Here is a 14,194-nt window from a genome sequence, read left to right as displayed (position 1 = left end):
TCAGAATGAACCCATCCGGGCCGCGGCCCGGATGGTAAGGCGCCGGGCGCCATGCCCGGCGGGAAAAGCAGTCCTGACGCGCAGGACACCGGGCTGGCGGTACGCGACCGCCGGCCCGGCTGCGGATCAGGCCGCCTTGAAGGGATGTTCCTTGACCCAATGGCGGGCGATGTCGGCGCGGGTGGCGATCCAGACCCGGTCGTGCTTCTGGATGTGATCCAGGAAACGCTGCAGACCCGCGAAGCGGGCCGGACGGCCGGTCAGGCGGCAATGCAGGCCGACGGACATCATCTTGGGCGCGGTTTCGCCTTCGGCGTACAGCACGTCGAAGGCATCGCGCAGGTAGTGGAAGAAATGGTCGCCCGTATTGAAACCCTGCGGCGAGGCGAAGCGCATATCGTTCGTGTCCAGGGTATAGGGCACGATCAACTGGGGATGTGTCTTGCCATTGCCCAGGTCCACTTCGGTCCAGAACGGCAGGTCATCGCCATAGTAGTCGGAGTCATAGAGGAACTTGCCTTCCTCGGCGACGATGCGCAGCGTGTTGGGGCTGTCGCGGCCGGTATACCAGCCCTCGGGGTGGCGACCCAGCAGCCGGGTGACGATCTCCACGCAACGCTGGAAATGCTCGCGCTCGACCGATTCCGGCACGTCCTGGTAGTGAATCCAGCGATAGCCGTGGCAGGCGACCTCGTGGCCCAGTTCGACGAAAGCGCGGGCCGCGTCGGGGTTGCGTTCCAGCGCCATCCCCACGCCAAACACCGTCAGCGGCAGACCGCGGCGTTCGAATTCCCGCAGGATGCGCCAGACGCCGGCCCGGGAACCGTATTCATAGATCGATTCCATCGACAGGTGACGGGCCGGATAGGCCGCGGCGCCGATGATTTCCGACAGGAACTGCTCGGAACCGGCATCGCCGTTCAGCACGCAGTTCTCACCGCCTTCCTCGTAGTTCATGACGAACTGCACGGCCACGCGGGCCTGTCCGGGCCAATTGGCCTGCGGCGGCGTACGGCCATAACCGATGAGGTCGCGCGGATAACGGGGGTCTGTCATGAAGAGTCTCCTGATGAATGAATGTCGGCGATGGACGCCCGCAAGCGTCAGCGCCGCACACCGAAAGCCGACCAGGGATCGGCGGCGTCTTCCGGCGGCGCCTCCATCCGCTGTTCGCAGTCCTGCAAATGGTGATCCATGGCCGCCTTTGCGCCCTGCGCATCGCGCCGCCGGATGTGATCCAGAATGTCCCGATGCTCCACATAGGAGCAGGCGCTGCCTTCGGGGCTGCCGCCCAGGGCGATGATCAGCGTCGTACGAGCGCACAGGCCCGATAGCATGTCCGTCAGCACCTGGTTGTCCAGCAGGCGGGCCAGTTCGACGTGAAAGGCGTTGGACAAGCGGATCCAGCTGATCCGGTCGCCCTGTTCGTAGGCCTGTTGTTCCCGGGCCACCATATCGTCCAGCGGCGCCAGGCGTCGATCGACATCGGCCAGGCCGACCAGTTGGTCGATGGTGATGCCCTCCAGGGCGCGGCGCATGGCGAAGACATCGCGCACTTCCTTGGGCGTCGCCTGCCAGACCCGCGCCCCGCGATTGGGTTCGATCAGCACGACCTTGTCATAGGCCAGCTGCGCCAGGGCCGCCCGCACGGTGCTGCGCGAGCAGTCGAAGATCGAACACAGCGCGGCCTCGGTCAGCTTGGCGCCGGGCAGCAGGCGGCGGTCCATGGCGGCATCGAAAATTTCGCCATAGACGCGATCGACTTCGGACGGATTGCTGGCGGTCTTGGGGTTGCGCAGGGAAGAGGCCCGGGGGGCCTTCAAGTCCGGCGAAACGCCACGCGGTGATTTCAACTGGAGCATCGGTACATGCGACCCCGAGAGGTCGAAGCATCATCAACAAAAATTGTTGACAATTATTGTGGATCACGCGAGAATCGTCAACACAAATTGTTGACAATATGTCGGATGCCCGTCCGGGTCTTCTTCACAGCTCCTGCCGGCGCCGACGCAAACCATCCTGCCCCGAGGCTTTCCGTTCCCATGCGGTCGCCTCGCGAACCGATACCGGGTATCGGGACGGCCATACCGGGGGCCCACTGGCAGGATACTGACCGGGGATCAATCTCATGGGAAAACTTTCCACCCATGTCCTGGACACCGTACACGGTGTGCCGGCTCAGGGCGTCGCCCTGGAACTCTATCGCCTGGACGGCGAAACCCGTACCCTGCTCACACAAACGGCCACCAATCACGATGGCCGCTGTGACGCGCCTTTGCTCAGCGGCGACGCCCTGGTCAAAGGCACCTACGAGCTGGCCTTCCATGCGGGGGATTACTTCGCGGCCCAGGGCGTGGATCTGCCCGAACCGCGTTTCGTGGACGTGGTGGTGCTGCGCTTCGGCATCGCCCACCCGGAACAGAACTATCACGTGCCGCTGGTCGTGACGCCCTGGACCTGGTCCACCTATCGCGGCAGCTAAGCGCTGCCCATCCCCCGGCATTCATCCAATAAAACGAGAGGAGACTTGGCCATGGAAGGCTTTTTCCTGGAATACGGCAATCTGCTGCTGCGCTGGCTGCACGTCATCGCCGCCATCGCCTGGATCGGCGAATCGATCTACTTCGTCATGCTGGACCTCAGCCTGCACGCCCCCAAGGGCGAACACAGCAAGAAACTGGGCGTCTACGGCGAACTCTGGGCTGTCCACGGGGGCGGCTTCTATCACAACCAGAAATACCTGACCAACCCGGCCGAGCTGCCCGACGATCTGCATTGGTCGTTCTGGAAGGCCTACACCACCTGGCTGTCCGGTTTCGGCCTGTTCATGCTGCTGTACCTGCTGAAGGCCGACATCTACCTGGTGAACCCCGCCAGCCCCTGGGAATGGGCCCGCAACATGAGCGGCGCCGAGGCCGGCATCCTGGCCGTGCTGTTCCTGGTGATCGGCTACAACGTGTATTCGCGCCTGTGCCGCATCATCAGCCCGACGGTGAACCACGACGGCTGGCTGAGCGTTGCCGTCGGAGTCATGATGGTGATCGTGGCCTGGCTGACGACCCAGATCTTCCCGGGTCGCGCGGCATTCCTGATCACCGGCGCCCTGATGGCCACCTGCATGTCGGCCAGTGTGTTCTTCTGGATCATTCCCGGCCAGCGTCGCATGGTCAAGGCCCTGAAGGCCGGCGAAAAACCCAATCCGCTGGACGGCGCCTGGGGCAAGCAGCGCTCGGTGCACAACACCTATTTCACGCTGCCGGTGATCTTCCTGATGCTCAGCAACCACTATTCATTCACGTACTCGAATGAATACGCCTGGGTCATCATGTCGCTGTTCATCTTCGCCGGGGCCGTGATCCGCCAGTATTTCGTGCTGCGCCACACCGGCAAGAACGACCTGCGCTACCCGGCCGCCGGCATCATCATGCTGGCCCTCATCGGCTGGATCGCCGCGCCCGCGCCTGCGCCCTCGCCCGCTGCGGTTCCGGCAGCTTCGGCGGTCAGCCAGGCCGGCGGCGCGGCCGCGCCCGCCGCCGCGCAGGCGGCCGTCTCCATCGAACAAGTGCACGGCATCATTGCCGCCCGCTGCGTGGAATGCCATTCGGCCAAGCCCACCCAGCCCGGCTTCGCCGCCGCTCCGGCCGGCATCATGCTGGACACCACGGCGGAAACCCTGCAGCACGCCGCGCAGATCAAGCAGGTGGTGGGCAACAGGTACATGCCGCTGGCCAACCTGACCAAGATGACCGACGAGGAACGCGCCGTCATCGCGTCCTGGAACGGGAAGTAAGGCCTGCGCGGCGCATCGGACGTGCTATCCGATGCGCTGCCGCATCATCCATTGGCTCGGGGTCATGCCCAGTTCGCGCCGGAAAGCCACCCGCAGCGCCTGCCCGTCAGGAAACCCGCTCCGGGTGGCGGTCAATTCGATCGGATTGCCTGCTGCCAGCAGCTCCTGCGCCCGCATGAGCCGCGAACGCCGCAGCCAGCCGCCCAGGTTGTCGCCAGTGCGGGCGCGGATATGACGGCCCAGGCTGCGGGGACTGGCGCCTACTTGCCCGGCCAGCGTCTCGAAGGACGGCACGTCGACCGGGTCCGACCGAAGCCGATCCAGCAATTCCGCCACCCGATGCTCGGTCAGTGACACCGGCGCCGGGCGCTCGATCACCTGAGGATGGCTGCCGCCGCGCTGCGGCGCGACCACCATGCGGCGCGCGACGCGATTGGCCTCGGCCTGGCCGGAAATCCGCGCCAAAAGATGCAGGCAGCAGTCCAGGCCGGCGGCAATGCCGGCGGACGTGACGACCTGCCCTTCATCCACGAAAATCGCGCCCGCATCGACCCGCACGCGCGGAAAGCGCGCGGCGAAGGCCGGGACGCACGCCCAGTGCGTCGTCGCCCGCCGCCCGTCGAGGACGCCGGCCTGTGCCAGGCCGTAGGCGCCCAGGCACAGACCGGCGACGATCGCACCGCGATCGACGGCGGCGCGGATGACGCGCGTCACCGCGTCAGGAACCGGTTCGTCCGCATTGCGCCACCCGGGCAGGATCAGCAGATCCGCTGCGGAAGCGGCCTCCAGCCCATGCCGGACCTGGACGGTCAATCCCCTCTGCGCCGTAATCACGGGCCGCTCGGCGCAGACATCCACCCGGTGGACATCATCCGGAAAAGACTCCCCGAACACGGCGATCGGAGTCGACAGCATGAAGGGGCTGATGGCGTCGTAGGCGATGATGGCAATATGCATTGGCTGAATTTAATTGAAATATGTCCATCCAGCCAGTCGATCCGGACGGCAAGCGACCGTAAGATCTTTCGAACCCCCTATTCAGGAGAATCTTCATGCCCCGCGCACTCGTCGTCATCGACATCCAGAATGATTACTTCCCCGGCGGAGTGCTTCCGCTGCACGCCCCCGAGGAAACGGAAGCCCGCATCGTCCAGGCCATCGCCAAGGCCCGCGAGGCCGGGGACCGCATCGTGCTGATCCGGCATGTCTCGCCTCTGGCGACCGGATTGTTCGCGGCGAACAGCCCGGGTTCCGAGATCCGGCCCGCCATCCTGGCCGCCGCCGGGGACGCCCCGGTGGTCGTCAAGCAGTTCGCGGACGCCTTCCAGGGCACCGACCTGAGCGCGCGCCTGGAAGGCATCGACACGCTGCTGGTGTGCGGCATGATGACCCAGAACTGCGTGGTCTTCACCGCCATGTCGGCGGACGCTCAGCCCTTCGAGGTCGCCGTCCTGGAAGATCTGTGCGCAGCGCCGACGGAAGTCGTGCACCGGATCGCCCTGAGCGCCCTGCGTTCCAAGCTGACGGTGCGCAAGTCCGGCGAGATCTGGTCATAGCGCTTGCCAGCCGCGCGCCCCGGGGCCGCCCGGCAGGCAGCTCGCGTCCGGCGCCCTCACCCATGGCTGTTGGGCTGGCAGACGAATCCCAGCGTCAGCCCCTCCGGGGCGATCAGGGATCCGCTTTCGGCGATCTGGATCCCGGTATACCCGGGCGGGCAACTGCAGTTGCCCGTCAACGGATTGAGCGTCGCCTGCCCGGTGGAACTGAAACAGCCCCGGCGACTGCTGATCATGTAGCCGCCACCCGCCGGACGCGCCAGTTCCTGCCAGATCCCCTGGCGGCATATCAGCAGGCCGGCATAGCGGCCATCCCGCCCCACCGCCCCCTCTACCGCGCAGGGGGTGTTGCCCGTCCGGCCCTGCTCCAGCAACAGGCCATCCTGCGCCCGCAGCCAGGCGCCGCTGCGGATCGAGCCCAGCACTGACGCCTCCCCCTGAAAATCCGGATCGCGGAGATCCCCGACACGCAGAAAATCGGCATGATCTTCCGATTCGCCGCCCTCGGCGGATGCGGAGCCATCCGACACCACCAGTCCCGCCGCCAGCGCCACCCCGCCGGACACCCACGACACACCGGGAGGCAGGCCCAGGCGCCGCCCCGCCCCCCGGAAATGCTGTGGATCATGCGGCCAGAGCACCAGGCCCCGCCCTTGTGCCGCCAGCAGCCACTCGGCCACCAGCGCCTCGTCGATCCGGCCGTCCGGCCGCAACAGGCCCGCGCGGGTGCCCACCAGAGCCTGCACCTGGCAGGGGGACTGCGGGCAGGACCCGGCGCGCGACACCCGCAATGCCAGCGTCTGACGCAAAGGACCGATGTCCCGCCACCCCGAGGGCAGCAGGCCGGCCGCCTGCAGTTCCGCCCATTCGGGAGCCGTCCAGTCGGCAATCCCGTGGGCTGCCAGCGCCTGCGGGGTGTCCGCCTGCCGCAGGGCGGCGGCATGCCGCTGCAGGTAGGCCTGAGCCGCCGCATGGGCGGGCTCCATCCAGACCGCCAAGGCCTGCGCCTGCAGGGTCCGCGCCCGCTGCGCCCAGTCCTGCCCCGCCCAGACCGCCAATGCCAGACTCAGCGCCGTCACCAGCATGAACTCCACCAGCAGGGAACCGCGCTGCCCGCGCCGATCAGCGCACATAAAACACGAACTGATTGGCATCGCCCTTGGCGCAGGCTGATTCAGCGGACAAGGCGCTGTAGGGCGTGGCATCATCCTTCACGGTGCGGGTCGCGCCCCCATCGGCGCTGACTGTGATGCGGTCGGCCACTCGCTGCAGCACCGAGGCAATCGACGGGCAGGCCACATGATTGACCCGCGACAGGCGCAGCAAAAAACCGGCGCCGGCGTCATCGGGTTCGACTTCGATGGCGCCGCCGCCCCCGAGGCCATGCAGGATGGTCCCGTCGGCCGCGCGCGTCAGCACCGTGGAATCCGCCACCATCGTCGCCAGGTTCGTCGTCCCGATCCCGGCATAGGGCGGATCCCCCGAGGTCCCGGCATTGACGCGCGTGTGCATGACGAAACGCGCCAGTTCCTGACCGACCTTGGGGACCTTGTTTTCCAGCACATAGCCGCCGATGGCGGGGATCCCGATCACCGCGATCAGCAGCACAATGGCCGTGACGATCGACACCTCGATCAGGGAGAATCCCCGCTGCGCCTGCTGCCGGGAGGCGGCGCGCCTCTCGGCATCCTGCCATGCATGCCGGGCCTGCCCGGCGCCACAGCGCCGCCCCCGGTGGCGATCCGGATGGCCGGCCTCTTCCATCCACTGACGACCTTGATGCTGCATAGTGCCCCCTTGCCGCTTGCGGCGGCGATGAGGCCAGCCCCTATTGGCTGGCCTGAAACATCATCCAGGCCCGGCGCAGTTCATCGATGACGGCGTAATGCCACACCCCGATGCCCATCACGACGGCCACTCCTGACAGCAAGGCCAGCCAGCGCAGGACCTCGGCCTGCCTCCGGATGCGGACCAGCCAGACCACGCGCATGCGCTCGTGGACCGCCTGCAGGCCCATCGACAGGCCGCGCGCGGCCACCATGTCATCCAGATACCAATACAGTTCACGGTCCAGCAGCCCCGTATCCCAGGCCGCCGCGCCCGCCAACCCCTGATCGATGCGCCGGACGCTTCGCCGCAGATACGTCCGCAGCCACGGATTGGCGCTCTCCAGAAACAGCAGCATCACCGGACGCAATTGGGAGGAACTGCCCATCCCCGGCTGCAGCAGAATCGACACCAGGGCCAGCAGGCGCAACGCCTGAACCTGGCGGTACAGCCGCCACGGCCCGATCCGATCCAGCTTCCGGCGCCACGGCCCGCAGGCACGCGGCAACGTCAGCAAACCAGCCGTCAGGGCCAGCGCCGCCCCCAACGGCACGAAGACCCCCCAGGTGCGCAAGCCGCGCGCAAAGGCAAACAGGGCGCGCGTCCATTCCCCGTGGAAAGCGGCCGGCAGGCCCTGAAAGGCCTGCTGCAGGGCGGGCGCCGTCCAGGCGGGGACAGCCAGCAGCAGGACGCTGACCACCACCAGGGATGCGGCCGCCGCACCCAGCGTCGCCCACAAGAGCTGACGCATCCGGATCAACAGGCCCAGATGCTGGGCCAGTGCCTGGAAGCAGGCCAGCAGCCGCGTGTTGCCGAAAGTCTGCGCGACGCGCACCAGGGCGCGCTCATCCGCCGGCAGACAGCCGCGCCATGTGGCATCCAGGTCGCCGCCACTGGCTTCGCACGCGATCGACCAGCGGCGCGACAGGCGCCCGCGGACCGTCGTCGAACCATAGCGCCGCGCATCCCGATCGAACAATTCCCGGATGGTCAACCGCCCCTGCGCGCCCGCCAGCACGGCATGCAGGTACTCGAAATAATCGGCCCGCTGCGTTGCAAACCGCCAGGCGTCCAGGCGAACGCGCCAACCCGATAACGGCCCCGACAGCGGATTCAGTCTGAACATGCCGCCGCTCCCGCCCGATGCCGACGACGCAGCACCAGGGTCTCAAACGCCACGAAACGTCCCTCGACGTCGCGTGGATCGACCTGCCCCGCGCCGACCTTGAGCATGGCGTGAGCCATCGCGCTATGGACCGGATCCGGCAGATACCCGATATCGGCCGCCAGCGCGTCGGGATGCAAGCCGGGCTCGACCAATTCGGCGGCGACTGTCCGGCCGTCATAGCCGGCCAGCTCCGGCAACTGAGGCAGGCTGCAGCGGGAGCAGCCCAGCGGATGGCGAATGCGCATCCGTTGGGGAGGAATGCCCCAGAGTTGCTCGATCCAGCCCAGCCAGCGCCTCCAGTCCCGGGGCGCCCCCGGATGCTGCCGCGCCAGTTCGGCGGGTTCGGCCGGCCGCGCGCATGCCGCGCACAATTGCGGCAGCAAGGCCTGGAAGACCAGCAGCTTCAACACGCCGGACGTCTGCAGGAAATCGCGCGGCACGCCGATGAAGGCCGAGGACAGGCGATCGACGATGGCCCGCGCCGACGGCGCATGCACCGTCGTATAGACGTTGACCCCCGAACCGGTCAAGTCCATGAAGGCCAGGCCGCTTTCCGCATCGCGGATTTCCCCCAGCAACACGTCGCTCATGGCGGAGCGCTTCAGGGTCCGCAATTTCGCGGCGTAACGCCCATGCGCCTGCTGATCCAGGTCGCGGCCTATCGTGTTCTGCACCGCCCGGGCGATCCGGTATTCCACCGGTTCTTCCAGGGTAATGACCTTGCGCTGGTCCGGCAGCCCCCGGATCAGCGCCGCCAGCGTGGTGGACTTGCCCGAGCCCACCGTGCCGGCGAGCACGATCGCCCCGCCTTCGGAGCGCATGACGCGATCGAAGCCCGCCACCTGATCGGGACGGTAGCCCAGGGCATCCAGGCCCGCGGTCCGGACATGCCCATCGCGCGCCAGAAACCGCAGACACACGCTGGGCCCGCGATCCGCGGCCAACGACGCCCAGCGCAGCACATAGGCCCGACCATCCACCCGACGCGACAGGCTGCCCTGCTGTTCCAACGTGGGATCAAAGACCGCGCCATTGCCGCCCTGGATGTCCATCCAGGCGACGGACAGCACATCCAGCAACAGATCGGTGGGCATCCGCCGGAAGCGCTCCGGCGCGATGTAGCGGCCCGCCACGGTATAGCGGATCTCGGATTCCGGCGCATCCCGATGCGCATTGAGATGCAGGTCGGTCGCCCCTTGGCGCACCCCCCATTCCACCAGATCCTGGAACACGCCGGCCAGCGCCGTCGGCGTACGATCCGCCGCCGAGGCGGAGGCCATGACGGCGCCGGAATCACGCGACAAGGCCAGCAACAGCGCCGCCGGCAAGACATACCGCGGGGGATCGGACAGGCGCCAGCCCGTCGACTGGATGCGCCGCACCAGGGCATCGGCCTGATCGGCGCCCACATATTCAGCCCGGGCCAGCAACGTGATGCTGCCATCGGCCCGTTCCACCGGGCAGATCCGATCGGCCAGCGCCTGCACGCCGAACTGCCGCGCCATGACCCGGCGCAGCGGCGGCTGCAGCGCGGACAGTTGCTCCGGATGCTCGATGGCCACGGCCGCCGACGCGTCGAAGGGCATGGCGGGCTCGGCCACCCGCAGCACGGACGCCCAGGCCTTCATGGCTGTTCCCCGCCCAGCAGCATGCGCAGGCAGAGGGAATGACGGTCCTCGCCGCGTTCCAGCTGGACGCAAGCGCCATTCATCCCCCGCAGCTGATAGACCCCCGGATCCCCGGCGTGGCCGGCCGGGAAGGCCTGGCCCCGCACATAGAGGTAAGCGCGCCGCCCCACCTGGACTTCCGCCATCAGCACCCGCCCGACCCCATAGAGCGCGACCAGGCGCGGCGCCAGCGGTGCGCGCGCCGCGCGATCCGGGGGACGGCCGGCGGAACCCGGCGGGGAATCCCTCAAAGCCTCTCGCAGATCCTGCTGCATGAGCTCGCGCACCGACTGCGTTTCCCAGGATTCCGCAGGCGGCGATGCCAGCGCGGGCGAAGGAGGCGCGGGCTGCGCCAGCGGCATGGACGTCCACCCGCCCCCAACCAGGCACACACAGGCCCAGCGGCGGAGCGCGTGGAGCTTCCGGCGATCAGTGACGGTTTTCATACAGGGATCCTTCCAGGTGCAAGATCAGACGGCTGGTTTTCAAACCGGGACGCGCGCCCGGCGCGTGCGACAGCACGGCTTGATGCCAGGAGACGGAGTGCGCCAGCGGCACCAGCAGTCCGGCGGAACGCAAGGGGCCTTCCACCTTCAGCGCCCGGTAGGCCAGACGAGGCATATCCGGCGGCTCGGGCAACGCCCGGCCCTGCGCATCCTGAGGCGCGGGCACCAGAAGCGCCTGGGGCGCTTCCAGACGCAGGGTGGTGAAGGCCGGCAACACCGCCTGCAAGGCACTGGCCCAATCGCGAGCGATCAGGCGGGAAACCGGCAAACGGACCGGATCGGCCGGCTGACCCGTCAAGGTCAGCGTCCAGACGGCCTGGGCCCGGTCCAGGGTCGGGAATTCCAGTTGCCAGGCGGTTGGCGCCGCCTGGAGCAGGCCGCGATTGTCGGCCCGCGGATCCAGCCGTCGATATTCGCTGCGGCATTGCCAGCCGGCCCCGGAACCTGGCTGACAGCGCGTCTGCTGCAGCACCCAGCCGGCCAGACGCGCCGGCTGGGCGGACAAGGCATGCAACAAGGCCTGCGTCCCGGGCCCGCCATGCAGGGGGCGGCGGGCCAGGACCTGCGTCAAAGCCTGATCCCAGGCCTGTCGATCATCCGCGCCGGTATCCACCGGCATCGCCTGCTTGCCGCCCCACCCCCACCACCCAGCCCCGGCCAGCAGGACCAGCGCCGTCGCCAGCGGCAGAGCGCGGCGTCGGCCGACCCGCACCAGCGGCGCAACGATTGCCGCCTGCCGGGCCAGATCGCGCAGCAACGCCGCACCGTCCGCCTCATGGTGCAGAATCTGCAAACGGGGGTATGCCAGACGCAAGGCATCCAGGGCCTGATCGGCCAGGCCAGGATCGGGATACCCCCGGTCCGCTCGTGCCAGGACGACCCCTTCATGGCTTGCCAGCACATGCCAGGTCTGCGAATCCAGCGCGATGCAGCAGGCCATGGTGCCCTGGGGATGCTGCCGCGCCCAGAGATCGGCCGCCGACCAACAAGCCTGACGCTGCGCCAGGCCCCGGGCCAGCCCCAGGGCGGCGGGCGGATTCCCCGACAGCACCCGGTGAGAAGCCCCTTCGCGGCGCGCCTGGGCCTGGGCAAAATCAGGTTCACCCAGCACGGGGATCCAGTCCATCCCGAAGGCAAGCGGTACCTGATCGACCCGGACGAGACGCGTGGCCGTCATGATCACAGCCCCTCTTCGACCTGGGCCGTGATGATGAGCACGGTAGCCAGTCGCTGCGAATGAAGCCGGTCCCCGCCCCCCAGGATGGCCGGTAGCCCCGGATTCAGGCGCCGCTCGCCGGCCTCGGACTGCTGCCGATCGAAGCCCGACACCACCAGCGGCTGGCCGGGCTGCAGCGCCAGCTGCTGCACGGTCCCATTGCCTTCGACCGTCAACTGCTGCAACTGCAGGGGATTGTCCCGGTCGCCGAAGGTCACCGTCTTCAGGGGCTGCGCCACGGTGTTGTCATAGGCCAGCGACAACAGGATCTGACCGTCTTCCTGCGCATCGGGCACCAGGGTCAGCAAGGACCCGACGGTTTCTTCCTTCTGGTTCACCGAGATGGCCGGCACGGCCAGGCCATTGGCCCCGGAGATGGGCGTGGTTTCCACCCGATCAATATAGGAAAACGTGGTGCGCACCGCATGCGTGACCGGGCGGCGATTGAGGGTCAGCATCGGCACGCTGCTGCGGCGCACCAGATGCACGGACTCCCCCAGCGCGCGAATGACCGCCTCGCTGCCCGTCATGGCCCCCTGGGTGAAGCCGATGCCCAGGCGGCCCACCGACCCGGTCGCCAGGGTGGGCATGGCCAGGCTGGCGGCCAGGCGGGCGCCGGAAAACACCACGTTCCAGTCCAGGCTGGCCTGCGCCTGCTCGTCGAGAGCGACCGTCAGTTCTTCGAAGACCAGGCGGACGCGCCGGGTCAGCGCCCGGTTTTCCTGGTCCAGGTAGACGGCGATGCGGTCCAGCACATCCGGAATGTCGGTGACCACCACCGAGGCTCCCGCGCCGGACTCGGCCACCAGCAGGCCGGCCCGCGACAGGAAGGGCTCGATGCGGGCGCGCACGGTCTTCATCACATCCTGATCCCCGCTCTGCAATCGCGTGCTGGACGTGCTGATGAAGCCGCCATCCGTCTGGCGGGACCCCAGGCCCAGCGAGGCCTGCGCCCTGGCATCCAGCGTCAGGGCGCGGACATTGAAGACCCGCGTGTCGGTGCGAAAGAATTCGATGCGGCCCTGGGCATAGCGCCAGCGCACGCCCAGGTGGGCGCACAGACGGTCCAGGATCTGCGGCAGAGGGGCCGGGGCGGACGCCAGATCGAAAGGCTGGTCGGCGTTCGCGGTCGGGGCGCCGGGACCCGCGGCGCCAGCCAGCCGGGGCAGAAAGTGCCAGGACGGCAACAAGGCATCCGGACGGACGTGCACCGGAATGCCCGTAACCGCGGAAATCCGCCGGGCAATCCGCCGCAGATCGTCCGTGCCGTCGGCAAACAGCAAGGTGGTGCGCACCTGGGTCCGCAAGGCGGTCGGCAAGGACAGTTCCCGAGCCAGCGGCTGCGCCCGCCCTGCGACCCAGGGCTTGTCGATCTCCTGAGCCGCCCGGCGCTGGTCGGCATCGCCCAGGGAACGCGCGAAACGTTCATGCCCTTGCCCGACGGCATGATCCGTCTGGCGGTAATGCTGCGCCGCCTGACGCAAACGTTCCTGCAAGGCGCAGCCCGACAACGCCAAAGACGCCGCCACCAGGCTGATCACCAGACGCGGGCTCATGACTCGCCTCCGGGCGCCTGGGTACGGTCGCAACGCTGCGCCAGCGGCACCACTCGCAGCACCTGATTGGCGTAAAAACAGGGTTGCAGCGGCCGATCCCCCAATTCGGTGGCGGCCAGCAGCCCGCGCACCGCAGGCCGGAAAGCATGGTCGAACACGGCCGACCCGGCCAGCGGAATATCCACATCCACCGCCCAATGCTCGGCCTCGAAGGTCCAACCCGCCAAGCCGGCCCAGCGGGCCAGGGCCCGGCGCACATTGCCATCGGCCGGCGTGACCTCGAAGGCATGCGACACGGGAACCGCCGGTTTGGCGGACAGCTGACGCGCCGTGACGGCGGGCGTTCCGGCCGATTCCGGGCGCGCGGCCACAGGAACGACTGCGGCCTGTGCCGATGGGGCGGCAGGAACCGGGATGCCGGGCACGCCGACCGTATCCATCGGCAGCGCCGGCCCCGGACGGGGAACGCCCGCCGGCTCGGTTTCCGGCCCGGAGCTCCCGGCGCCCGCATCATCCGTCGCACCGCCCGATGCGCCCCCCGCGACCCGCCGGGCCTCGGCCTGCAGCAGGCCGCCTCGCATCAGCAGATGATCGGGCACCCCGCGCAGCACCAGGTAATCGCCCTCGCGCCGCGCCCGCAGCAGGCGGTCCCCCGCCGCGGATCGCTCGAACAGCGCGGGGGCGGTCTGGCCCGCCGGATACTGCAGCCAGGTGTCGCGCCCGTCATCGAAGACTTGCAGAGGCGCCAGGTCGGCATCCCCGGACAGCCGCCAGTCGAAGTGATAGCGCCCCGGGGACGGCCCCAGCCCCGCCCAAGCGCGCCACCCGCCCCCGGCATCGGTCGCGACGCAGCCCGCCAGACCCAGCACCAGCCCCACCATACCCAGAACCCTGACCATGCCGCTTCT

14 protein-coding genes are annotated in these 14,194 nt (G+C 68.3%); 3 read left to right on the top strand and 11 right to left on the bottom strand.

What is annotated here, in order from left to right:
• Positions 1–126: 126 nt before the first annotated feature.
• Positions 127–1,056 (bottom strand): allantoinase PuuE, encoded by a 930-nt coding sequence (puuE, locus tag WBG56_RS01915; protein ID WP_424264856.1) that lies wholly within the window; start codon positions 1,054–1,056, stop codon positions 127–129.
• Between the two features lie 47 nt (positions 1,057–1,103).
• Positions 1,104–1,862 carry a GntR family transcriptional regulator gene (locus WBG56_RS01910; RefSeq protein ID WP_424264855.1) on the bottom strand — a complete coding sequence of 253 codons (759 nt, stop codon included), beginning with the start codon at positions 1,860–1,862 and terminating at the stop codon, positions 1,104–1,106.
• A gap of 266 nt (positions 1,863–2,128) precedes the next feature.
• On the opposite strand from WBG56_RS01910, the gene uraH reads away from it, so the two are divergent.
• Both uraH and WBG56_RS01900 read left to right on the top strand, forming a co-directional pair.
• Positions 2,129–2,482 (top strand): hydroxyisourate hydrolase, encoded by a 354-nt coding sequence (uraH, locus tag WBG56_RS01905; RefSeq protein WP_424264854.1) that lies wholly within the window; start codon positions 2,129–2,131, stop codon positions 2,480–2,482.
• Positions 2,483–2,533: 51 nt separating this feature from the next.
• The gene (locus tag WBG56_RS01900) at positions 2,534–3,790 is read left to right on the top strand and encodes a urate hydroxylase PuuD (protein WP_424264853.1); all 1,257 of its coding nucleotides are present in this window, start codon (positions 2,534–2,536) and stop codon (positions 3,788–3,790) included.
• A gap of 24 nt (positions 3,791–3,814) precedes the next feature.
• Here the strand turns inward: WBG56_RS01900 and WBG56_RS01895 are convergent, their stop codons facing one another.
• Positions 3,815–4,747 (bottom strand): GlxA family transcriptional regulator, encoded by a 933-nt coding sequence (locus tag WBG56_RS01895; RefSeq protein ID WP_424264852.1) that lies wholly within the window; start codon positions 4,745–4,747, stop codon positions 3,815–3,817.
• Positions 4,748–4,842: 95 nt separating this feature from the next.
• Here WBG56_RS01895 and WBG56_RS01890 point away from each other — a divergent pair, with 95 nt between their 5' ends.
• Positions 4,843–5,346, top strand: a complete 504-nt coding sequence (locus WBG56_RS01890; RefSeq protein WP_424264851.1) for a cysteine hydrolase family protein — start codon at positions 4,843–4,845, stop codon at positions 5,344–5,346.
• Positions 5,347–5,402: 56 nt separating this feature from the next.
• Here the strand turns inward: WBG56_RS01890 and WBG56_RS01885 are convergent, their stop codons facing one another.
• The 8 genes from WBG56_RS01885 to WBG56_RS01850 are packed head-to-tail and all read right to left on the bottom strand — an operon-like array spanning position 5,403 to position 14,185.
• Positions 5,403–6,479 (bottom strand): hypothetical protein, encoded by a 1,077-nt coding sequence (locus WBG56_RS01885; protein WP_424264850.1) that lies wholly within the window; start codon positions 6,477–6,479, stop codon positions 5,403–5,405.
• Positions 6,469–7,134: a type 4 pilus major pilin gene (locus WBG56_RS01880; protein WP_424264849.1), complete on the bottom strand. Its 666-nt coding sequence runs from the start codon at positions 7,132–7,134 to the stop codon at positions 6,469–6,471. Before WBG56_RS01880 ends, WBG56_RS01885 begins: the two co-directional genes overlap by 11 nt.
• A gap of 40 nt (positions 7,135–7,174) precedes the next feature.
• Positions 7,175–8,299 (bottom strand): hypothetical protein, encoded by a 1,125-nt coding sequence (locus tag WBG56_RS01875; RefSeq protein WP_424264848.1) that lies wholly within the window; start codon positions 8,297–8,299, stop codon positions 7,175–7,177.
• Positions 8,287–9,969, bottom strand: coding sequence for an ATPase, T2SS/T4P/T4SS family (locus WBG56_RS01870; protein WP_424264847.1), 1,683 nt, complete (start codon positions 9,967–9,969; stop codon positions 8,287–8,289). Before WBG56_RS01870 ends, WBG56_RS01875 begins: the two co-directional genes overlap by 13 nt.
• Positions 9,966–10,454 (bottom strand): hypothetical protein, encoded by a 489-nt coding sequence (locus WBG56_RS01865; RefSeq protein ID WP_424264846.1) that lies wholly within the window; start codon positions 10,452–10,454, stop codon positions 9,966–9,968. The genes WBG56_RS01870 and WBG56_RS01865 overlap by 4 nt, the downstream gene beginning before the upstream one ends.
• Positions 10,438–11,691, bottom strand: a complete 1,254-nt coding sequence (locus tag WBG56_RS01860; RefSeq protein WP_424264845.1) for a hypothetical protein — start codon at positions 11,689–11,691, stop codon at positions 10,438–10,440. The genes WBG56_RS01865 and WBG56_RS01860 overlap by 17 nt, the downstream gene beginning before the upstream one ends.
• Before the next feature lie 2 nt (positions 11,692–11,693).
• Positions 11,694–13,286: a hypothetical protein gene (locus WBG56_RS01855; protein WP_424264844.1), complete on the bottom strand. Its 1,593-nt coding sequence runs from the start codon at positions 13,284–13,286 to the stop codon at positions 11,694–11,696.
• Entirely contained in the window at positions 13,283–14,185 is a 903-nt protein-coding gene (locus tag WBG56_RS01850; RefSeq protein WP_424264843.1) for a TcpQ domain-containing protein, read from the bottom strand. The genes WBG56_RS01855 and WBG56_RS01850 overlap by 4 nt, the downstream gene beginning before the upstream one ends.
• Positions 14,186–14,194 lie beyond the last annotated feature (9 nt).

The sequence above is a fragment of the Castellaniella sp. genome, assembly GCF_049671645.1.
Classification (GTDB): Bacteria; Pseudomonadota; Gammaproteobacteria; order Burkholderiales; family Burkholderiaceae_B; genus Castellaniella.
The sequence above is the reverse complement of the archived record's forward strand: the minus strand, read 5'-3'. Positions and strand labels throughout refer to the sequence as shown.